Consider the following 21052-nt stretch of genomic DNA (forward strand, 5'->3'; position numbering starts at 1 on the left):
AATGCGCAAGGGCTCGAAGCCGTGGTTAACGCGCAAGTGGCCGCCTGGCAGGATTCTTCCCGCGCGGCGGCCGCTTGGCCCTGCCCGGTGCTACTTGGCCCAGGCCTTGATCTGGTCGAGCTGGCGCTCGAACTCGGCGAGCTGCGCTGCGACCGCGCTCGGGGCGGTGCCGCCCTGGCCGTTGCGGGCGTTCAGCGAACCCTCGGTGGAGAGCACCTCGCGTACCGCCGGGGTCAGGTGCTCGGAGATGCCGGCGTATTCCTCGTCGGTCAGGTCCCACAGTTCCACGCCGCGCGATTCGGCCAGCTGCACCGCAGCGCCGGAGAGCTCGTGGGCGTCGCGGAACGGCACGCCCTGGCGGACCAGCCATTCGGCGATGTCGGTCGCCAAGGCGAAGCCCTGCGGGGCCAGATCCGCCATGCGCTCGGTATTGAAGGTCAAGGTGCCCATCATTCCGGCGACCGCCGGCAGCAGGATTTCCAGGGTGTCCGCGGCGTCGAACACCGGTTCCTTGTCTTCCTGCAGGTCGCGGTTGTAGGCCAGGGGCAAGGCCTTGAGGGTAGCCAGCAGGCCGGTCAGGTCGCCGATCAGGCGCCCTGCCTTGCCGCGGGCCAGCTCGGCGATATCGGGGTTCTTCTTCTGCGGCATGATCGAGGAGCCGGTGGAGAAGGAATCGTGCAGCTTCACGAAGCTGAATTCCTTGGTGGCCCAGAGGATGACCTCCTCCGAGACGCGCGAGAGGTCCACGCCGATCATGGCCGCGATCCAGGAGAATTCGGCGAACACGTCGCGGGCGGCGGTGCCGTCGATCGAGTTGTGCACGGCCGAGTCGAAGCCCAGCTCGGCGGCGACGAAGTTCGGATCCAGGCCCAGGGTCTGGCCGGCCAGCGCACCGGAACCATAGGGCGACACGGCGGCACGCTTGTCCCAGTCGACCAGGCGCTGCACATCGCGCAGCAGCGGCCAGGAGTAGGCCAGCAGCAGGTGCGAGAGCAGGATCGGCTGGGCATGCTGCAGGTGGGTGCGCCCGGGCATCGGCGCATAGGGGTGCGCCTTGGCCTGCTCGACCATGGCGTCAAGGGTGTCGATCACGCCGCGGGCGATGATCCGCGCGTGGTCGCGCAGGAACATCCGGCCCAGGGTGGCGATCTGGTCATTGCGCGACCGGCCGGCGCGCAGCTTGCCGCCCAGGGCGGTGCCGGCGCGCTCCAGCAGGCCGCGTTCCAGCGAGCCGTGGACGTCTTCGTCGGTTGGTGCTGCGACATAGGCCTCGGAGATGACGTCGGCTTCGAGCTGGTCCAGGGCGGCGATCATGTCTGCCAGCTCGGCATCGGTGAGCAGGCCCGCGCGGTTCAGCACCTTGGCATGGGCACGGGATCCGGCAATATCGTAGCTGGCCAGGCGCCAGTCGAAGTGGGTGGACTTGCTCAGCGCTGCCATTGCATCGGCTGGGCCGCCGGAGAAGCGACCGCCCCAGAGCGATCCTTCATTTGTTGACGAGGCCATGGCCCGTTCCTTTCTGCCGGAGAAAATTGACGTTGCACCCTACTCTAGCAAAGCTTTATGCAATGTAACTCATATTTATGCAACGGTGTGCCGATTCATGCATCACATGCTTATCGCAGCGGCCTGCTCAGCGCGGCCTGGCCAGGCTCCGGAACCCGCCGGAAACCTTAAGTTTTGCCTCTTCCAGTACTCAGCGCCCGGGCGTATGGTGTGATCATAGAGCCGATACGGAACGTTCCTCGGAGGTACCCAATGGAAATCCAGCTGTACCGGGGTGATATCACCACCCTTCATGTTGATGCCATCGTCAATGCGGCCAATCCTTCGCTGCTCGGTGGAGGCGGCGTCGACGGCGCGATCCATGCAGCTGCTGGTCCCAGCCTGCTGGCCGCCTGCCGGGAAATCCGGGCCAACCGCTACCCCGACGGGATTCCTTCGGGCATTGCCGTCGTCACCAAGGCCGGCAACCTGTATGCCAAGTGGGTCGTCCACACCGCGGCCCCCAACTTGGCGCTGATCAAGCCGAACCCCAAGATCCTCGACGACTGCTTCGTGAACTCCCTATATGTCGCGGCCCGCCACGAGGCCCACTCGGTCGCGTTCCCGGCGATTGGCGCAGGGGCATTCGGGTGGGATCCTGAGCAGGTTGCCAGCATCGCCCATGCAGCGATCAGCCGGTGGATCGAGACCAATAAGCATATTTCGCCAATCCACAAGATCATCCTGGTCGCGCATACCGATGAGGTCCAGGCCGCCTTCGAGCGGGCTTTCTCGCTGGATGCCGTGGAGGATATTGCCGCCTGACCGGATCCGAATGGCAACAACGCACGAACTCTGCCGCGCACTCCTAGTCGAGGGCGCGGCAGTTTTGCGAGGTCGGGTAGCTAGGTGCGGGCGAAATAGGTGTTGCGCCGCGGCAGCTGCTGCGGATCCAGATGCTTGGGCAGGATGACATGGGGCAGGCCCTTGATCTTGACCAGTTTCAGGTAGCCGCTGTGGACCATGGTGTGGTGCAGTGCGCAGAGCGGGCAGCAGTCCTGGAGTCGGGTATGGCCGCCCTTGGCCCACGGTTTGAAGTGGTGGAATTCGATCAGTGCCGGGTCTGCCGTGCAGCCTGGGACCAGGCAGCCGCCGTCCCGGTCGCGGGCGGCAAGTTTCATCCAGCGCGGGAAGAGCCGGGCGTCGCGGCCGATATCCATGATCACCCCGTCCGCGTTGTAGATCGGGCTGATCACCTTGGCTTCGCACAGCATGGTGCGCAACTGGGGCGCGGAAATTTGCACGCCGTGCGCGCTGATGCCGGTGAGCGATGCGAGATTCTGGAGATCCTCGAAGCGCGCGTGCACCACGATTTCGGGGGTGATGCGCTTGCCCCGGCTGTCGGGCCCGATATTGCGCAGGATTGCGTTCAGCGCATTGAGCCGGCGTTCGGGCACCGAACAAGTTGCCGGCAAGCCCGGCAGTGGTGTGCCCGGCGGGTTCGGCGGGTCGGGATCTGGCGTGGCATCATCCGCAGGAGCTGGCAGGCCAACGCCCGCCCAGTCCGGAGCAGGTTGGTCGCTGTTCCAGAGGTGCTCCGCGGGTTCTTCCCACTCGGCCTTGCCATCAGGCGCATGCTCGCCGCCGTCGGATTCCGGGACGGGGTGTCCGCTGGAAGACGGCTCTGCGGTATCGCCGTGCTCATCGCCGGAAGGGCTGTCGCTGGCGGCGCCTGCGGCCTTGCGGGCGGCGGCGCCGGCCTTGGTGCGCTTGTTGTCGGCCTGCGTGATCAGCGATTCCCAGAGTTCCGCGTCGATTTCCCGGACACGGACGATGAATTCATGGACCCCGTTGACCACCTTGCCGCGGAAGAGGCCCAGCTTCGGGGTCGGAGCCTGATCGTGCGCATCCTTGTACTCCTTGATCAAGCCATTGATGTGCTTCTGCCGGATGCGGATCTGTTCTTCCCTCAGGTGCGCGGCGGCATGTTCCTCCAGCAAGGTGCCGTCGGCGGCCTTGGCAGTGGCCGTGGTGGGCAGGCCGTCGAAAGTGGTGTCTTCGGGTTCGAACTTGTCCAGCGCGCGGGCGGTTTTCAGCACCTCGCGGGGATCCGGCGTGCTGTGCAGGCCAGGCAGGGCCCAGCCGGCCGGCGACAGCAAGGCCTCCGTGGACGGATCTGCGACTGGCGTGCCAGGGGCGGGGGTGCCGGCGAAGTGTTCTGCGAGCAGGGTGAAGCGCGGGGCACAGGCGGCGCCGGCGATATCCTTGCGGGCATGGACCAGGTGGGCGTCCTTGACGCGGCGGTCGGCTTCGAAATAATTCACATCGAGCATCTGGGACAGGACGGTGGCCGCATCGAGGTAGAGGGTGCGGCCAGGGGCGAATCGCGGCGGGGCGCTGAAATCGGTGGTGCCCGCGCGCAGGTGGTCGAATTCCGCGAGGTCCAGGGCGTGGGCGGCGGTGGTTTCCACCAGGCTCGCCGCCGTGATAACGGTGCGGGTAGCTTGGCGGCTGAATGCTTCGGCGAAGTGGGCGTGGGCTAGCGCGAGGCGCGGATCGGCGCAGCCCGAGGCCTGGGCGCAGAGGTTCTGGAACAGCAACAGGCACGCGGCTTCGGCGCGCAGCAAGCTGGCGGCGTCCAGCGGGGTGCCGCTGGCCAGCTGCTGCGCCACGGTCCCCAGGCTGGCGGCCAGTGCGGGTCCCGCGGTGCTCGTGGCGCTGGCGCTCTGAAGTGGTTCCATGCCCCGATCATCGGGCGCCATCTCGACCGGCATGGCAAAGCCGCCGCGGACTGTGGAGAAGTTCGCGGCGGCAAGCGCCCGATGGACTGGCGGCGCCGGTCAGCGCGGCTCGGCCAGCTGCAGGAAGCGGGCGGCCACTTCGGCGCCACCGTCGGCCGCGCGGGTGGTGACCATGATGGTGTCATCCCCCGCGATGCAGCCCAGGATCGAGGGCATCTGCGAGTGGTCGATGGCCAGGGCCAGCAGGTTCGCCGCGCCCGGCGGGGTGCGCAGCACCACGATATTCCCGGAGGCCTCGGCGGTGACCAGCTGCTCGGCGCAGATCTTGGCCAGGCGCGCGTCGAGCACTTCCTGGGTGATCGCGGTCTTCGGGGAACGGTCCCCGCCTTCCTGGCGCACCGCGTAGATCAGCTGCCCGGAGTTGTCGCGGATGCGCACCGCTCCGATTTCCACCAGGTCGCGCGAGAGCGTGGCCTGGGTGACTTCCAGCCCGTCGTCTTTGAGCAGGCCGAGCAGCTCGGCCTGGGACTTGACCGAGTTGTTGCCCAGGAACGCGCGGATGCGGGCCTGGCGGGCGGTTTTGGTGCTTGGCTGGGCGGACATCCTAGAGCTCCACTCGTGGATCTTCGGCCAGGCCGGAGGCGACCATCAGCCAGGCCATCACGGCCTTCTGCGCGTGCACGCGGTTCTCGGCCTCGTCGAACACGACCGACTGCGGGCCATCGATCACCTCGGCGTCGATCTCGTAGCCGCGGTAGGCCGGCAGGCAATGCAGCACGATCGCGTCGTCCTTGGCCAGCTTCATGGCTTCGGCGGTCACCGAGTAGCCGGTGAACAGCTGCTGGCGTTCGGCCTTCTCGGCTTCCTGGCCCATGGACACCCAGGTGTCGGTGACGACCACGTCGGCGTCTTGCAGCGCGGCGGCGGCATCGGTGGTGATCGTGGCCGATCCCCCGGTCAGCGCGGCACGCTGCTGCGCGGCCTCGATGATGCGGGCTTCGGGCAGGTAGCCCTCGGGGCCGGCGATGCGCACGTGCATGCCGGCGGTGACCCCGGCCAGCAGGTAGGAGTTGGCCATGTTGTTGGCCGCGTCGCCCAGGTAGGCCATGGTCAGCCCGGCGGTCTTGCCCTTGTGCTCGCGCACGGTGAGCAGGTCGGCGATCAGCTGGCAGGGGTGGTAGTCGTCGGATAGCGCGTTGATCACCGGAACCGAAGAGTTCGCGGCCATTTCTTCCAGGCCGGACTGGGCGAAGGTGCGCCACACGATGGTGGAGACCATGCGCTCGAGCACCTTGGCGGAATCGGCGATGGACTCCTTGTGGCCCAGCTGCGAATCGGCGGAGTTGATGATCAGCGGCGAGCCGCCGAGTTCGGCGATGCCGGCGTGGAAGGACACGCGGGTGCGGGTGGAGGTCTTGTCGAAGAAGACCGCGACGCTCTGCGGGCCGGCGAACGGCTGGTAGCCGTACTTGTCGGCCTTCATCGCCGCGGCCAGGTCCAGCACCTTGGACTGCTCGTCGGGGGTGAAATCCAGGTCGGTCAGGAAGTGGCGGGTTGCGCTCATGGTGTTAGTCCTTTGCTGTCGCAGGGGGTGGTCGCGAAGTTGCTGCCGGCCGCTAGCTGGCGGCGCTGATCAGCTGCGGCAGGGCCGCGATCAGGGTGTCCAGCTGCTCGGTGGTGATCACCAGCGGCGGGGCCAGGCGGATGGTCTTCTCGTCGGTGGCGTTCACGATGAATCCGGCATCCAGCGCCGCGGCGACCAGCTTCGGCGCGTTGGCGGATTCCAGTTCGAAGGCGGTGAGCAGCCCGGCGCCGCGCACGGCGGCAATGCCCTCGACGCCTGCCAGCTGCTCGCGCAGCCAGTCGCCGGTGGCGCGCACATGGGCCAGCAGGTTCTGGGATTCGATGGTGTGGATGACGGCTAGGCCGGCGGCGCAGGCCACCGGGTTGCCGCCGAAGGTGGTGCCGTGGTCGCCAGGGGCCAGCCAGGCGGTGTTCTGCTCGCCGAACACGATCATCGCCCCGATCGGGAAGCCTCCGCCCAGGCCCTTGGCCAGGGTCATCACGTCCGGGATCACCGGGGCCGAGGCGAAGAACGCCCCGGTGCGGCCCATGCCGGTCTGCACCTCGTCGAAGACCAGCAGGGCGCCGGCTTCGCGGGTGATGTCGCGGGCGGCCTGCAGGTACTGCGCGGAGAGCATCTTCACGCCGGCTTCGCCCTGGATCGGCTCGATGAAGACCGCCGCGACGGTTTCGTCCACCGCGGCACGCAGCGCGTCGATGTCCCCGGCCGGGATCCAGCTGACGTTTTCGGGCAGCGGGGCGAAGGGCGCGCGGTACTTTTCCTTGTAGGTCAGCGACAGCGCGCCCAGGGTGCGGCCGTGGAAGGAATGCTCCAGGGCGATCACCTTGGTGCGCGGGGCCTGCGGCGTGCCGGCGTTGCGCCGGGTCAGCTTCAGCGCGGCCTCATTGGCTTCGGTGCCGGAGTTGGCGAAGAAGACCTTGGAGCCGGCCGGGGCGGCGGAGATGTCCAGCAGCTTCTCGGCCAGCGCGATCTGGCTGGGGGAAGTGAAGAAGTTCGAGACATGGCCCAGGGTGGACAGCTGGCTGCTGATCACGGAAGCCAGCAGCGGGTGCCCGTGGCCCAGGGTGTTGACCGCGATGCCGCCGAGCAGATCCAGGTACTGGTGGCCGTCGGCATCCCAGACATGGCAGCCGGCCCCGCGCACCAGCACGCGCTGCGGGGTGCCGAAGACGCCGAGCAGGGAGGTGGAGTAGCGTTCGGCCAGGGCGGCCGAGGACAGCTGCGCCAGCCCGGCAGCTTCAGCGGTTCCAGCCAGGGCGGAGGAGGTGGTTTCAGCGGCGTGCTCGCTCACTTGGCGTCCTTCTTTTGTGCGGAGGCCGGGAGCACCTGGGTGCCCACGCCGGCGGTGGTGAAGATTTCCAGCAGCATCGAGTGCGGGGCGCGGCCATCGACGATGTGGGCCTGGCCCACGCCCCCGTCGACGGCTTTGAGGCAGGCGCCCATTTTCGGGATCATGCCCGATTCCAGGGACGGCAGCATGGTGCGCAGCTCGTCGTTGGTGATCGAGCTGATCAGCGAGGACTTGTCCGGCCAGGCGGCGTACAGGCCCTCCACGTCGGTGAGGATCACCAGCTTGGCGGCGCCCAGCGCGGTGGCCAGCGCGGCCGCGGCGGTATCCGCGTTGACGTTCAGCACCGCGCCGGTGGGCTCGCCGGATTCGTCGAACTCCGGGGCGACGGTGGAGATGACCGGGATCATCCCGGCATCCACCAGCGAGTCCACCTGGTCGGTGCGCACGGTCGTGACCTCGCCGACCAGCCCCAGGTCCACGGGCAGGCCGTCCACGACCGTGCCGGTGCGCACTGCCTGCAAGGTGGCGCCGTCCTCGCCGGACATGCCCACCGAGTAGGGTCCGTGCGAGTTGATCAGGCCGACCAGGTCGCGCTGCACCTGGCCGGTGAGCACCATCCGCACCACGTCCATGGCTTCGGGGGTGGTGACCCGCAGCCCGCCGCGGAATTCGGATTCGATCCCGAGGGTGTCGAGCATCCTGTTGATCTGCGGTCCCCCGCCGTGCACCACCACCGGGTTGATCCCGGCGTGGCGCAGGAACACGATGTCCTCGGCGAAGGCGCGGCGCAGTTCGTCGTTGACCATCGCGTTGCCACCGTATTTGATGACCATCGTGGTCCCGGCGAAGCGCTGGATCCAGGGCAGCGCCTCGATGAGCGCTTCGGCCTTGGACTGGGCGATGCCCAGGTTGGTGCGGGCGGTGTGGGCCATGGGAGTGTTCCTAGTTTCTGCCTAGCTGGAGTAGGCGGAGTTCTCGTGGACGTAGTCGTGGGTCAGGTCGTTGGTCAGCACGGTGGCTTCCTCGGTGCCCGCGTTCAGGTCGATCTCGATCAACACGTTGCGTTCTTCGAGCGAAACCAGGCTGCGGTCCTCGCCCACCCCGCCGTTCTTGCAGACCATCACGGAGTTGATCGACACGTTCAGCTCATCGGGCTCGAACGCGGCCTTGGTGGTGCCGACTTCGGAGAGCACCCGGCCCCAGTTCGGATCCTTGCCGAAGACCGCGGTCTTGACCAGGTTGGAGCGCGAGACGGCCTTGGAGACTTCCAGGGCGTCGGCCTCGGTAGCGGCGTTGAAGGTGCGGATCGCGATGGTGTGCTCCGCGCCTTCGGCGTCCTCGATCAGCTTCGCGGCCAGCTCGCAGCAGGCGTCGGTCAGCGCCGCGGTGAACTCGGCCAGGTCCGGGGCGGCGCCCGAGGCGCCGGAGGCCAGCAGCAGCACGGTGTCGTTGGTGGACATGCAGCCATCGGAGTCCGCGCGGTCGAAGCTCATCGCGGTGGCGGCGCGCAACGCGGCATCGGCCTGTGCGGAGGTCAGCACCGCATCGGTGGTGAGCACCACCAGCATGGTGGCCAGCGCCGGGGCGAGCATGCCCGCGCCCTTGGCCATGCCGCCGATGATGACCTGGCCGGAGCCCGGTGCCCCGACGATGCGGGAGACCAGCTTCGGCACGGTGTCGGTGGTCATGATGCCCGCGGCGGCCGCATCGGCCGCGTTCTGGTCGTCGGCCAGCGCCCCGGCGGCAGCCTGGACCCCGGGCAGCAGCTTGTCCATGGGCAGCTGCATCCCGATCAGCCCGGTGGACGCCACGGCCACGTCGCCGGCGGAAACCGAGAGCAGCTGCGCGGCGTATTCGGCGGTCTTGTGGGTGTTCGCGAAGCCTTCGGCGCCGGTGCAGGCGTTGGCCCCGCCGGAGTTGAGCACCACGGCGTCGATGCGGCCGTCGGCCAGCACCTGCTTGGACCAGTGCACCGGGGCGGCGGCCACGCGGTTGGAGGTGAATACGCCGGCGGCGGTGAACTGCGGGCCGAGGTTCTTGACCACGACCACGTCGTTCTTGCCGGTGGACTTCAGGCCTGCCGGGACGCCGGCGGCGGCGAAGCCTGCCGGTGCGGTGACCCCGGTGGCGGCAGCGGATGGGTGGGTGTTGGTGTGCGCGAGGCTCACGGTGCAACTCCTTGCATGAGCAATCCGGTGTTTTCTTCCAGTCCCAGTGCGATGTTCATCGACTGGACCGCGGCACCTGCGGTGCCCTTGGTGAGATTATCCAGTGCGGCGGTGACGATCACGCGGTTGGCGTGGGTGTCGAAGGCCAGCTGCAGCTGGACGTGGTTCGATCCCTGCACCGCTCCGGTGGTGGGCCATTGGCCCTCGGGCAGCAGGTGCACGAAGAGCTCGTCGGCATAGGCCGCGGACCAGGCTTCGCGCAGCTGCGCTTCGCTCACCTCGGGCTTGGCCTTGGCGGTGGCGGTGGTCAGGATGCCGCGCGGCATCGGGGCCAGGGTGGGGGTGAAGGAGACGGTAACCGGTTCGCCGGCGAGCTGGGAGAAGCCCTGCTCCATTTCCGGGATGTGGCGGTGGGACCCGCCCACCCCGTAGGTGCTCATCGAGCCCATGGTTTCGCTGCCCAGCAGGTTGGGCTTCAGCGACTTGCCGGCGCCCGAGGTGCCCGAGGCGGAGACGATGACCACGTCGTCGGCTTCCAGCAGGCCAGCGGCGAAGCCCGGAGCCAGGGCCAGCTGCGCTCCGGTCGGGTAGCAGCCCGGGACGGCCACGCGCTTGGTGCCCACCAGCTTTTCGCGCGCGCCGGGAAGTTCGGGCAGGCCATAGGGCCAAAAGCCGGCATGCGCCGAGCCGTAGAATTTCTCCCAGGCCTCGGCGGATTCCAGCCGGTGGTCCGCGCCGGCGTCGATGACCAGGGTGGATTCGGGCAGCGCCGCGGCCACGGCGGCCGATGTGCCGTGCGGCAGGGCCAGGAACACGACGTCGTGCCCGGCGAGGTTTTCCACGGTGGTGTCCAGCAGGACGCGATCGGCGAGCGCATGCAGGTGCGGGGCGATCGAGCCGAGCCGCTGCCCGGCCTGCGAATGCGCGGTGATCGCGCCAATCTCTACTTCTGGGTGGGCCGCGAGGATGCGCAGGACCTCGCCACCGGCGTATCCACTGGCGCCGGAAACGGCTACTGAAATCGTCATGACCTGATTCTACCGCGAAATATTCATGCAGGCTAATAAATATTCATAAAATTCTTCGTCACGTAACCCGACATCCGCCCCACGGTGCCCGCGCAGCGCTCCGAAGTCCTAAACTGGCCCTAGAGACCGTCCCGGCATCGCGTGCCGGGATCGAAACACGCAGCTAAGGAGCGCGGCACTATGCAGCAGCAAGCCATTGTGGTTCACGAACCGACCGATGCCAGCGGGCTGGTCCCGGAGCAGATCCCGGTCCCTGCCCCGGGCCCGGGCCAGCTGCTGGTGAAGGTCGCGGCCACCGGCGTGAACTTCATCGAAACCTACCAGCGCAGCGGCGTGTACACGGTGGACTACCCCTTCACCCCGGGCAGCGAATTCTCCGGCGTGGTGGAGCAGATCGGCGAGGGCGTGCAGAATTACCATGTGGGCGACCGGGTGGCCACCGCCTCCGGTTCCCGGGGCTACGCCCAGTACGCGCTGGTGGAAGCCAAGCGCGCGGGCAAGGTGCCCGATGCGGTGAACCTTAACATCGCCGCCGCGCTGCCGCTGCAGGGCATGACCGCGCACTACCTGGTGCATTCGAGCTACATGGTGCGCTCCGGCGATACCGTCTTGACCTACGCGGGCGCTGGCGGCGTGGGCCTGATCCTCACCCAACTGCTCAAGCTCAAGGGCGCCACCGTGATCACCACCGCCTCCACGCAGGAAAAGAAGGACCTGGCCAAGGCGGCCGGAGCCGACTACGTGGTGGATTACGACCAGGTGGCGGACACCGTCGCGCAGGTCACCGGCGGCGCGGGCGTGCACGCGGTCTACGACGGCATCGGCAAGGACACCTTCGAGACCTCGCTGGCAGCCCTGCGCCGGCGCGGCACCCTGGTGCTCTTCGGCGGGGCCAGCGGCCAGGTCCCGGACTTCAACCTGCAGCGCCTGAACGCCGGCGGTTCGCTGAGCGTGACCCGGCCGAAGCTCGATGACTTCCTGGCCACCGAGCAGGAGCTGCACTGGCGCTTCGGCGATATCTTCGGCTGGGTTGCCACCGGGGACATCGATGTGCGCATCGGCGCCGAATTCCCGCTGGCCGAAGCCGCCGCGGCCCATGCCGCGCTGGAATCGCGCGCCACCACCGGCAAGGTCATCCTGGTTCCCTAGCGATGGCCGGGCACCGGCAGCCTGGGCATGCCGGCATCTGCCCCGAAAGCACCGGGGCGATGCCGGGCATCCACCGCGCGCTCGTTGCTGCCGCCGGTCCGCAACAGTTGAGAGATGCATGACACTTCAATCAAATTTTTCCGCTCTTAACCCGTAACACGCTTTAATGGTGACTGGAACCCTTGCGTTCCACCCCTCCAGGATCCACTTCACTTCTGGGACGCTCTCCCCCAGCGACCCATCTTGCACTCTTAGTGAAGGGACGGATCCGATCAGCATGGACAACGAACGAACTCCAGCGCCGGATGCACCAATCCATCCACCCCAGTTCCCCTCCGGAACCCTGGCGCCGGCTGCGCGCACCCTCATGGACATCCTGCAGGCCACCGCCCAGGCTCATCCCGATGCGCCGGCCATTGACGACGGCGAACGCGTAGAGAGCTACGCGGAGCTGCTCGAAGAGGTCAAGAACAAGGCCCGGCGGCTGCATGCCCAGGGCCTGGGCGCCGGCGACCGCATCGGCGTGCGCGTTGAATCGGGCACCCGGCACCTGTATGAATGGATCCTCGCGATCATCTGGGTTGGGGCCGCCTATGTCCCGGTCGATGCCGATGACCCCGACGAGCGCGCCAAGACCGTGTTCACCGAGGCCGAAGTCGCGGGCATCATCAAGGGACGCGATACCGTCGTGGCCGATAGCCAGCGCCCCAAGCCCTTTGCGAACCCGCGAATGCCTGGACTGGAAGATGACGCATGGATCATCTTCACTTCCGGTTCCACCGGCAAGCCCAAGGGCGTCGCGGTCACCCACCGTTCGGCAGCGGCCTTCGTGGATGCCGAAGCGAAGATGTTCCTGCCCGGCGATCCGCTGAACACCACCGACCGGGTGCTCGCCGGACTGTCGGTCGCCTTCGATGCCTCCTGCGAGGAAATGTGGATCGCCTGGCGCAACGGCTCCTGCCTGGTCCCGGCCCCGCGCGCCCTGGTGCGCAGCGGCATGGACCTGGGCCCGTGGCTGATTTCCCGTTCCATTACCGCCGTTTCCACCGTGCCCACCCTGGCGGCGCTGTGGCCGGCGCAGGCCCTGGACTCGGTGCGCCTGCTGATTTTCGGCGGCGAGGCCTGCCCGCCGGAACTGGCCGGGCGGCTAGCCACCGAAGGCCGCGAAGTCTGGAACACCTACGGACCGACCGAAGCGACCGTGGTAGCCTGCGGCGCCACCATGGACGGCAGCGTGCCGGTGCGCATCGGATTGCCGCTGGACGGTTGGGATCTGGCGGTGGTTGATACCGAGGGGATCCCGGTCGCCGAGGGCGAATCCGGGGAGCTGATCATCGGCGGTGTGGGACTGGCCCGCTACCTGGATCCGGAAAAGGACGCCGAGAAGTACGCGCCGATGCCCACCTTGGGCTGGGAGCGCGCCTACCGCTCGGGCGATATGGTCATCAATGACCCGCTGGGCCTGATCTTCATCGGCCGCGTGGATGACCAGGTGAAGATCGGCGGACGGCGTATCGAGCTGGGCGAAATCGACGCCGCGCTCAACTCCCTTCCCGAAGTTTCTTCCGCCGCGGTAGCGGTACGCGAGACCGCCACCGGCAACAAGGTCCTGGTCGGCTACCTGCAGGCAGCGGAAAACTACGATCTGGGTGCAGCGCGCACCCGCTTGCTTGCCGACCTGCCAGCGCCGATGGTGCCGATCCTGGCGGTGATGGGCAGCCTGCCGATGAAGACCAGCGGCAAGGTGGACCGCAATGCGCTGCCGTGGCCGTTGCCGGGCGCCGAACTGGCTGCCGAGGGCTCCGGCCTGCCCGAACTCGATGAGACCGGGCAGTTTCTTGCCGAAGCTTGGCGCGGCGCGCTGGGTGCTTCGGCCGCCGGCCTGGACGCCGATTTCTTCGCTTCCGGTGGCGGGTCGCTGGCCGCGGCCCAGCTGGTTTCGGCACTGCGTGCCCGCTACCCGGACCTGACCGTCGCGCAGCTCTACGACTACCCGCGTTTTGGCGCACTGCTCGAATACCTCGGCGGCCAGCAGCAATCCGTGACGCCGGCGCAGCCGCGCACGGTCAAGCGCACCCAGCGGGGAACCCAATGGGCGCAGTCCCTGGCCGCCGTGCCGCTGTTCATCCTCTCGGGCCTGCGCTGGTTCACGTACCTCATGCTCGGACACCTGTTGCTGGTGTTCCTCGGTGTTTTCGAGGCGCACCTGCCGACCCCGTGGTACGTGCTTGCCGGCCTCTGGCTGGTCTTCGTGACCCCGGTAGGGCGCATGGGCCTGTCCATCGCGGCCACGAAGCTCTTGCTCCGCGGCTTGAAGCCCGGGACCTACCCCCGCTCGGGTTCGGTGCACCTGCGCCTCTGGCTGGCCCAGCACATCGCCGACGTGGTCGATCCGGTGTCCCTGGCGTCCGCTCCGCTGCTGCCTTGGTATGCGCGGATGCTCGGTGCGCAGATCGACCGCACCGCGACCATGCACACCCTGCCACCGGTCACCGGCATGCTGCGAGTCGGCCCCGGAGCCTCCATCGAGCCCGAGGTGGATATCTCGGGCTACTGGATCGACGGGGACAAGCTGCACGTGGGCACCATTGAGATCGGCGCCCACGCCTCCATCGGCGCCCGCAGCACCCTGGCCCCCGGGGCAGCCATCGGTGCGCACACCATCGTTGAAGCCGGATCCGCGGTCTACGGCCAGGCCCGCAGCCATTCCCGCTATGCCGGTTCGCCGGCGCAGCGCGAAGGCAAGGCCAAGCCGAAGTGGCCAACGCAGGAACCGGAGCACAAGGCGCTGCCCCGTATTCTGGGCGGCATCGGTTCCATGGCGTTGAACCTCGCACAGTGGCTTCCGGTGATTGCCGCGTTGCTGGCCATAGCCCCGGTACTTGGCAGCGCGCAATCGCTGGCCGGGATCGGCTGGCGGTTCATTCCGGCCGTGCTGCTGGGCGCCACCGTGTGGTTCCTGGCCACCATGGTGCTGACCATCGTTATTGTCCGCCTGCTTTCCATCGGCCTGGCAGAGGGGTGGCATCCGGTCACTTCCCGCGTTGGCTGGCAGGCCTGGGCTACCGAACGCGTCTTGGATACCGCCCGCGACCTGCTCTTCCCGCTCTACGCCTCGCTCTTCACCCCGATCTGGCTGCGCCTGCTCGGTGCCAAGGTGGGCCGCGACGTGGAGATCTCCACGGTGCTGCTGATTCCGAAGATGACCACCATTTCCTCGGGTGCGTTCCTGGCCGATGACACCATGGTTGCTTCCTATGAGCTCGGTGGCGGCTGGATGCACATTGCCCCGGTTCGCGTGGGCAAGAAGGCCTTCCTGGGCAACTCCGGCATCCTGCATGCCGGGCGCCGGGTGCCCAAGCGCTCGCTGATCGCGGTGCTGTCGGCCACGCCGAAGAAGATGAAGGCCGGCACCTCGTGGATCGGCTCGCCCCCGCACAAGCTGCGCCGCACCACCGTGGAAGGCGAATCGGATCTGACCTACCGCCCAACCCTGAAGCTCAAGGCGATGCGGGCGGGGTGGGAGCTGACCCGTGGCCTCGCGGTGTTCACCACGGTCGGAATTGCCGGCGGCGTGCTTTGGGCGCTGTCCGCCTTGACCGCCTACTTCAACCCGCTGGTCGCGATCCTGCTTTCCGGCGCGGTGCTGGTCCTGGCCGGAGCAGTCGCCGCCCTGGTGGCGGTCGCCGCCAAGTGGCTGGTGGTTGGCGTGATTCGCCCGGGCGAGCACGCATTGTGGAGTTCCTTCATATGGCGCACCGAAATGGTGGATTCCTTCACCGAGCTGGTCTGCGCCCAATGGTTCGCCCGCTTGGCTTCGGGCACCCCGGCCTTGGTCTGGTTCCTGCGCGCGCAGGGGGCAAAGATCGGCCATGGCGTGTGGTGCGAGAGCTACTGGTTCCCGGAAGCGGACCTGGTGACATTGGAAGACCACGCCACGGTGAACCGCGGCAGTGTCCTGCAAACCCACCTGTTCCACGACCGGATCATGTCCATCGACGCGGTGTCCCTGGGCGCCGGGGCAACGCTCGGCCCGCACAGCGTCATCCTGCCCGCCGCGCGGATCTCCGAAGGCACCACCACCGGGCCAGCCAGCCTGGTGCTGCGCGGCGAGGTGCTTCCGGCAAATACCTACTGGCGCGGTAATCCGGCGGTACGCTGGAACATCGAACCCGAGACCAAAGCCGAGCAACCGGCTGACCAACAAGCCTGAGGATTCCCCGCCGATGCCCCACCGCATACTCGATGAGTACACCAAGCACCATGGGTCCCCGACGTACACGGTGGAGCACTATGACCTGTCGTTGGTCATCAAGCTCGCCAGCAACCTGCTCGATGGCCGGGCCATGCTGCGCATCCGCGCCGTGGAGGATATCAATGAGGTCGCGTTGAACCTCAGCGGATTGAAGATCATCAAGGCCACCTGCCAGGGGCGCAAGGTGCCGGTGGCAAAGAAGCACCACCGGATGGTCGTTTCCCTGCCAGCAGTGCTGAAAGCCGGCGAGCGCGTGGAGCTGAACCTGCGCTATGCCGGCAGCCCGCAGGCAGAAAACGGGCTGTGGGGCGAGCTTGGCTGGGAAGAGCTCACCGATGGCATCTTGGTCTCCGGCCAGCCAGTAGGCGCCTCGACCTGGTACCCGTGCAACGACCACCCCAGCCACAAGTCCAGCTACCGCTTCGAGATCTCGGCGGATGCCGGCTACCGCGTCGTGGCCAATGGCCAGCTGGTGGACCATCGCCGTTCGGCCAGCCGCGAGACGTGGGTCTACGAGCAGCGTGAGCCAATGGCCAGCTACCTCGCCACCGTGCAGATCGGCCGTTATAGCCAGATTCCTTTCGATGAAGGCGGCCACCTGGTGGCCTACTCGGTTCCGGGAACCGAGGTGCTGGTGCGCGGCGCGTTCGCGAAGCAGACGGCGATGGCCGAGCTGTTCGAGCGGAAATTCGGCCCGTACCCGTTCGAGAGCTACAAAATCGTCGTGGTCGATGACGAACTGGAGATCCCGCTCGAAGCCCAGGGCTTGAGCATCTTCGGCAAGAACCACTTGTCGCTGCAGTGGGAAGCCCAGCGCCTGATCGCCCACGAGTTCGCGCACCAGTGGTTCGGCAACTCCCTGACTCCGGGGCGCTGGAAGGATATCTGGCTCAACGAGGGTTTCGCTTGCTTCAGCGAATGGGTGTACTCCGAAGAAGCCCAGGTGATGGCGTTGGACGAGCGTGCCCGCCACGCGTGGGCCATGCTCGAAGGCTTGCCGCAGGACTTCATGGTCGGGGACCCCGGGCCCCAGGACATGTTCGATGACCGGGTGTACAAGCGCGGAGCGCTGGCCCTGTATGCGCTGATGCGGCGGCTGGGCGAAACGGACTTCTACACGATGCTTCGCCAATGGACCACCACGCATCAGCATTCGACGGTGAGCACGCAGGAATTCGCTGACCTATTGGGCCACTACGCACCGGCGGAAGAGATCCAGGACATCCTGGACGCATGGCTGTTTTCCGAGGCGCTTCCGCCCTTCCCTGCCTGATCGGCGCACGGTGCCATGATGTTCCGGCCAGGTCCGCAGGGCTGTTGTCCTTCATCACAAATAACCCTCTGGCTTGGTCTTGTTCAGCATTTGTTCACAAGCTGTTCACCGGATGGCTCTACGGTCATTGCATGACTGTAGAGATCCCCCTGCTCGATGAAGCCTTCCAGGGCTATTCCGTCCTCGATAACGACGATGACGATCCGGTGCTCGTCCGCGCCGATGGAAGCATCGTCGATACCTGGCGGGAGAACTACCCGTATTTCCAGAAACTGGATCGCGCCACCTACGAGGCTGAAAAGCGGGCACTGCAGATCGAGCTGCTGAAACTGCAGAAATGGGCGAAAGCCCATGGCCGCCGGATCATGATCGTTTTCGAAGGCCGCGATGCGGCCGGCAAAGGCGGCACGATCAAGCGTTTCACCGAACACCTGAACCCGCGTGGCGCCCGCGTGGTGGCCTTGGAAAAGCCGAGCGAGCGCGAGTCCACCCAGTGGTACTACCAGCGCTATGTGCAGCATTTCCCCTCGGCGGGCGAGATCGTGCTCTTCGACCGCTCCTGGTACAACCGTGCCGGCGTCGAACGCGTGATGGGATTTTGCACCGAAACCCAGGTGGACCACTTCCTGGAGCAGACTCCCGCCTTCGAGAAGATGGTCGTCGACGAGGGCATCGACCTGGTGAAGTTCTGGTTCTCGGTGTCCGCCAGCGAGCAGCTGACCCGATTCACCATCCGCCGCATCGATCCGGTGCGCCAGTGGAAGCTCTCGCCCATGGATCTCGAGTCCCTGGATAAGTGGGAAAAGTACACCCAAGCCAAAAAGGAAATGTTCCTCAAGACCGATACGGAGCATGCACCGTGGACCGTGGTGAAGTCCAACGACAAGAAGCGCGCCCGGTTGCAGGCGATGCGCCACGTGCTGAACCTTTTCGAGTACAAGGGCAAGGACCACCACCTGGTAGGCTCCCCCGATCCGAAAATCGTGGGCCGCGCGGCCAAGGTGATTACCCACGGCGAAGAATTCTAGATCCGTTCCCGGTGCACCGCTGCTAGGGAACGATGACGCAGGTCCCCAGCAGCCCTTGGCCGCGCGGTCCTTCGGCGATCCAGCGACCGCTCATCGATGCGAGAGCATGCTGCGCGGCAACCGGTCCCGTAGCCCGGATTCCGGCGTGGAAACGGTGGGACTGCGCATCGACGCGAATCTCGCATTCCAGGAAATCCAGCCACTGCCTGGTCAGTGGGAACCACGCCTTGAAGATGCTTTCCTTGGCGCTGAAAATCAGCCGGTCCCAGGCGATGCCCGGATGGTGCGCCGATAGCTCGGCGGCCATCACCTGCTCTTCGGGAAGCAAGATGATGTCGAGGATTTCTGCCGGCAGCGGAGCATGCAGTTCGGCGTCGATGCCAAGGCCGCGAATATCGCTGGTGGAGGCTACTGCCGCTGCACGGAAGCCAGCGCAATGGGTCATGCTCCCCACCACGCCAGCTGGCCAGATCGGTGCCCGTTTTTGATCTGGAACCAAGGCAACGCCCGCATAGCCCAGTTGTGCCAGCGCTCGGCGAGCGCAGACACGGACAGTACGGAATTCCTGCTGCCGCTCAGGCACCGCCTCGGCGATGTACCGTTCTTCTTCCCCGTAGGATCGGCCGTCTTCCAGCTCGGTACGCGACTGGACCACATGTACCGAAGACGGCAGCAGTTCTGCGAAGATATCGTTGCCTTCCATCAGAAGCGCGAAGATCCGCCAGCGCCGGAGAAGCTTCCGCCACCAGAGTATCCGCCGGAGACTCCGCCCGACGAGCTCGCTGCTTCACGCGACTCAGCCACTGCGCTGACGCCCGCGGAATATCCGTGGTGGTAGCCACCCACGCGCCAATACATCGATGCGGGATTCAAAACGTCCAGGATGGTGCCGGAACGGCCGTCATATGCCCCGGATTCATAGCGGGATTTCTTCAATGCCGATTGCATGTCGGCCTTCTCTTCGGCACTTTCCGCATACACTTCGATTTGAGCTTGGGCGAAGACATCCAGCTTTTCGGTCAATTCGGCACGCAACTCCGATAATCCATCGAGCGCTTGATCCACGGTGATCGATTCTTCCTTCAGCTGCACTGACAGTTCGCCGAGCTGCGTGGTTGCCATTTCCCGGTAGGAAGCCAAGGCGGCCGCGCTGCCCATCAATTCCGGCTCTACGTCGTTGAGCAACTCCCTGATCTCGTCGAGGTCCTCTTCTAGCGGCTCGGTCTGTGCATGCCACGCCTCTTCCCAGGATGCTGAACGGGTATAAAGCGCCGCCGCGGCGATGATGGCGTCATCGGTCAGGTCCAGGGACTGCGCTGTTTCCCGGAACTCCTTGGCGAAGCGAACGCCTTCGGAGCCGGACCGCTCCTTCTTGCCCGAGTCTTCCAGTGCCTGCTGCGCTGCAAAACAAGCACGGTATTTGGCCATGAACTTGGTGAAGCGCTGCTCCAGCTCGGCTGCATGCCCTGAAGCCGACGGCAGCGTTCGAGCCGCCAATTCGGTTTCTTCCAGGTCCATCGTGACGTTGGTCAGGTGCAAGGTCCCCTGATGCAATTCTTCCGCGAAAGTTTTCCGACGCGTTGACCGAGTGTGCAGTGCGACGCCGCCGATAATGGCAGCCACGAGGCCTCCGACGCCCGTGGATATCCACAAGGCCGGGTGCTGGTACCAGGGCCGATTCATGATCACGGCTGCCTGATCGGCTACCGCAATGACGCCGTCGGTCCACCGGGATAGATTGAAGTCGTCGTAGCCGGCTTCGTGGATGCTCTCCATGGAGCTCTCTGAGACCTTGCGGTCTTCGCCGAAGTACGTGCCGATCTGTCCATCTCCTTCTCCTTCGATGGACAAGGTGATGATGAACAGGCCGTCGGCCCAGTAGTCGCCATAGTCTTCGGGCTTCCCTGATATCCATTCCGGATGGGATGACTTGGCGTATTCCAGCGTCTTGGTGTTGATGTCATCGGAGTATTCTCCGTTGCGGGCGTAGATTGCCACGTCCGTGGGCTCGTTGAAATCGAGCTCGTCCAGTGCATCACGCAGCCGCTGCTCATTGAGCTTGCCGGTGGAATCCTCGATGGTGACTGATTCCAGGTTCTGCCCGGCCACGACCTGCACACCGGTGGCAGCTTGCGCGGCAGGCAGGGCGCCAGCCAGCCCCAAGGAAAGTGCCGCTGCGGTACCGGCTAGTCGAATGCTCCGGGTTCGTGGGCCCACGATGCGTCTCCTTCTTTCGAGTTCCGGGTTATCTCCGGCTGATGGCCTTTCTCCTATCCTAGCGAGCCGGGGTGTGGCATCGATCATCCTTAAGACGGCTTTCGGCGCATTGGGGCCGCAACGCGCTTGTTCCAACCGGGATTCGCCGAAAAGTGATGGATTCCTCAAGCAGGTGCATTGCATGCCTATTCATGCCTAATCAACGGATGGGAATCCTCCGGGCATGGGAGGAAAAAATGATCGATTGGTTTGAACTGGACAGCACCGCACCAAATTCGGGGCTAAAATTGCAGAATGACTAGCATTGACGATTCCGGGGCATCCGTCCTTTCAGAACCAGAGCGCGAGATCCTCACTTGGGACACCTTCGGTGAAGCTTCCCGCGAACTGGCACAGACCATTGTCGACGACGGCTTCGAGCCGGACATCGTTCTGGCAGTAGCACGAGGCGGCCTGCTGCTGGCCGGCTCGATTTCCTACGCTCTGGGCGTCAAGGCCTGCGGTGCGCTGAACGTGGAGTTCTACACCGGCATCGGCACCGTCCTGCCGGAGCCAGTGGTTCTTCCTCCAATGCTGGACGATGGCCACCTGCGCGACAAGAAGATCCTGATCGTTGACGATGTCTCCGACTCCGGCCGCACCCTTGAAAAGGTTGTCGATCTGGTGTCCGCCTGGGGCGCCGAGGTCAAGACCGTCTGCCTGTACACCAAGCCGCGCACCATCATGGTCCCGGATTACGAATGGCGCCGCACCGACAAGTGGATTACCTTCCCATGGTCGGATCTGCCACCAGTTACCGCTGGCGCAGCCAAGTAAAGTATTTGAATTTCAG

16 protein-coding genes are annotated in these 21052 nt (G+C 66.0%); 6 read left to right on the forward strand and 10 right to left on the reverse strand.

The window, feature by feature from the left end; genetic code table 11:
* Positions 1 to 90: 90 nt before the first annotated feature.
* Positions 91 to 1506, reverse strand: coding sequence for an argininosuccinate lyase (gene argH, locus ACP3TE_RS01505; RefSeq protein WP_105658126.1), 1416 nt, complete (start codon positions 1504 to 1506; stop codon positions 91 to 93).
* A gap of 252 nt (positions 1507 to 1758) precedes the next feature.
* Here argH and ACP3TE_RS01510 point away from each other — a divergent pair, with 252 nt between their 5' ends.
* Positions 1759 to 2310, forward strand: coding sequence for a macro domain-containing protein (locus ACP3TE_RS01510; RefSeq protein WP_426734971.1), 552 nt, complete (start codon positions 1759 to 1761; stop codon positions 2308 to 2310).
* 80 nt (positions 2311 to 2390) lie between these two features.
* Here ACP3TE_RS01510 and ACP3TE_RS01515 read toward each other — a convergent pair whose 3' ends face one another.
* The 7 genes from ACP3TE_RS01515 to argC form a co-directional block, all read right to left on the reverse strand.
* Entirely contained in the window at positions 2391 to 4226 is a 1836-nt protein-coding gene (locus ACP3TE_RS01515) for an HNH endonuclease signature motif containing protein (RefSeq protein WP_426734973.1), read from the reverse strand.
* Between the two features lie 99 nt (positions 4227 to 4325).
* Entirely contained in the window at positions 4326 to 4829 is a 504-nt protein-coding gene (locus ACP3TE_RS01520; protein ID WP_105658129.1) for an arginine repressor, read from the reverse strand.
* A 1-nt stretch (position 4830) separates the two neighbouring features.
* Positions 4831 to 5790 carry an ornithine carbamoyltransferase gene (gene argF, locus ACP3TE_RS01525; RefSeq protein WP_105658130.1) on the reverse strand — a complete coding sequence of 320 codons (960 nt, stop codon included), beginning with the start codon at positions 5788 to 5790 and terminating at the stop codon, positions 4831 to 4833.
* Positions 5791 to 5842: 52 nt separating this feature from the next.
* Positions 5843 to 7102 carry an acetylornithine transaminase gene (locus tag ACP3TE_RS01530; RefSeq protein ID WP_426734975.1) on the reverse strand — a complete coding sequence of 420 codons (1260 nt, stop codon included), beginning with the start codon at positions 7100 to 7102 and terminating at the stop codon, positions 5843 to 5845.
* Positions 7099 to 8034 carry an acetylglutamate kinase gene (gene argB / locus ACP3TE_RS01535; protein ID WP_426734976.1) on the reverse strand — a complete coding sequence of 312 codons (936 nt, stop codon included), beginning with the start codon at positions 8032 to 8034 and terminating at the stop codon, positions 7099 to 7101. Before argB ends, ACP3TE_RS01530 begins: the two co-directional genes overlap by 4 nt.
* 21 nt (positions 8035 to 8055) lie before the next feature.
* A complete protein-coding gene (gene argJ, locus ACP3TE_RS01540) occupies positions 8056 to 9270 on the reverse strand; it encodes a bifunctional glutamate N-acetyltransferase/amino-acid acetyltransferase ArgJ (RefSeq protein WP_332730558.1) in 1215 nt (404 codons plus the stop codon).
* On the reverse strand, positions 9267 to 10298 hold the full coding sequence (argC, locus tag ACP3TE_RS01545; RefSeq protein WP_426734979.1) for an N-acetyl-gamma-glutamyl-phosphate reductase: 1032 nt from the start codon (positions 10296 to 10298) through the stop codon (positions 9267 to 9269). Before argC ends, argJ begins: the two co-directional genes overlap by 4 nt.
* Positions 10299 to 10478: 180 nt before the next feature.
* Here argC and ACP3TE_RS01550 point away from each other — a divergent pair, with 180 nt between their 5' ends.
* The 4 genes from ACP3TE_RS01550 to ppk2 all read left to right on the forward strand — a co-directional run bounded on the left by ACP3TE_RS01550 (position 10479) and on the right by ppk2 (position 18003).
* The gene (locus tag ACP3TE_RS01550; protein ID WP_426734981.1) at positions 10479 to 11447 is read left to right on the forward strand and encodes a quinone oxidoreductase family protein; all 969 of its coding nucleotides are present in this window, start codon (positions 10479 to 10481) and stop codon (positions 11445 to 11447) included.
* Between the two features lie 277 nt (positions 11448 to 11724).
* On the forward strand, positions 11725 to 15660 hold the full coding sequence (locus ACP3TE_RS01555) for a Pls/PosA family non-ribosomal peptide synthetase (protein WP_426734983.1): 3936 nt from the start codon (positions 11725 to 11727) through the stop codon (positions 15658 to 15660).
* Between the two features lie 13 nt (positions 15661 to 15673).
* Positions 15674 to 16975 (forward strand): M1 family metallopeptidase, encoded by a 1302-nt coding sequence (locus tag ACP3TE_RS01560; protein ID WP_426734985.1) that lies wholly within the window; start codon positions 15674 to 15676, stop codon positions 16973 to 16975.
* 131 nt (positions 16976 to 17106) lie between these two features.
* Complete coding sequence (gene ppk2 / locus ACP3TE_RS01565; RefSeq protein WP_105658137.1) at positions 17107 to 18003, forward strand: polyphosphate kinase 2; 897 nt, start codon at positions 17107 to 17109, stop codon at positions 18001 to 18003.
* Positions 18004 to 18025: 22 nt separating this feature from the next.
* Here the strand turns inward: ppk2 and ACP3TE_RS01570 are convergent, their stop codons facing one another.
* The gene (locus ACP3TE_RS01570) at positions 18026 to 18706 is read right to left on the reverse strand and encodes a 4'-phosphopantetheinyl transferase family protein (RefSeq protein ID WP_105658138.1); all 681 of its coding nucleotides are present in this window, start codon (positions 18704 to 18706) and stop codon (positions 18026 to 18028) included.
* Complete coding sequence (locus ACP3TE_RS01575; RefSeq protein WP_166650644.1) at positions 18706 to 20220, reverse strand: DUF5129 domain-containing protein; 1515 nt, start codon at positions 20218 to 20220, stop codon at positions 18706 to 18708. Before ACP3TE_RS01575 ends, ACP3TE_RS01570 begins: the two co-directional genes overlap by 1 nt.
* A 294-nt stretch (positions 20221 to 20514) precedes the next feature.
* Here ACP3TE_RS01575 and ACP3TE_RS01580 point away from each other — a divergent pair, with 294 nt between their 5' ends.
* A complete protein-coding gene (locus tag ACP3TE_RS01580; protein ID WP_105658140.1) occupies positions 20515 to 21036 on the forward strand; it encodes a phosphoribosyltransferase in 522 nt (173 codons plus the stop codon).
* Positions 21037 to 21052: the final 16 nt, after the last annotated feature.

The sequence above is a fragment of the Glutamicibacter sp. 2E12 genome (assembly GCF_050030965.1).
In the GTDB taxonomy this organism is placed as follows: Bacteria; Actinomycetota; Actinomycetes; order Actinomycetales; family Micrococcaceae; genus Glutamicibacter.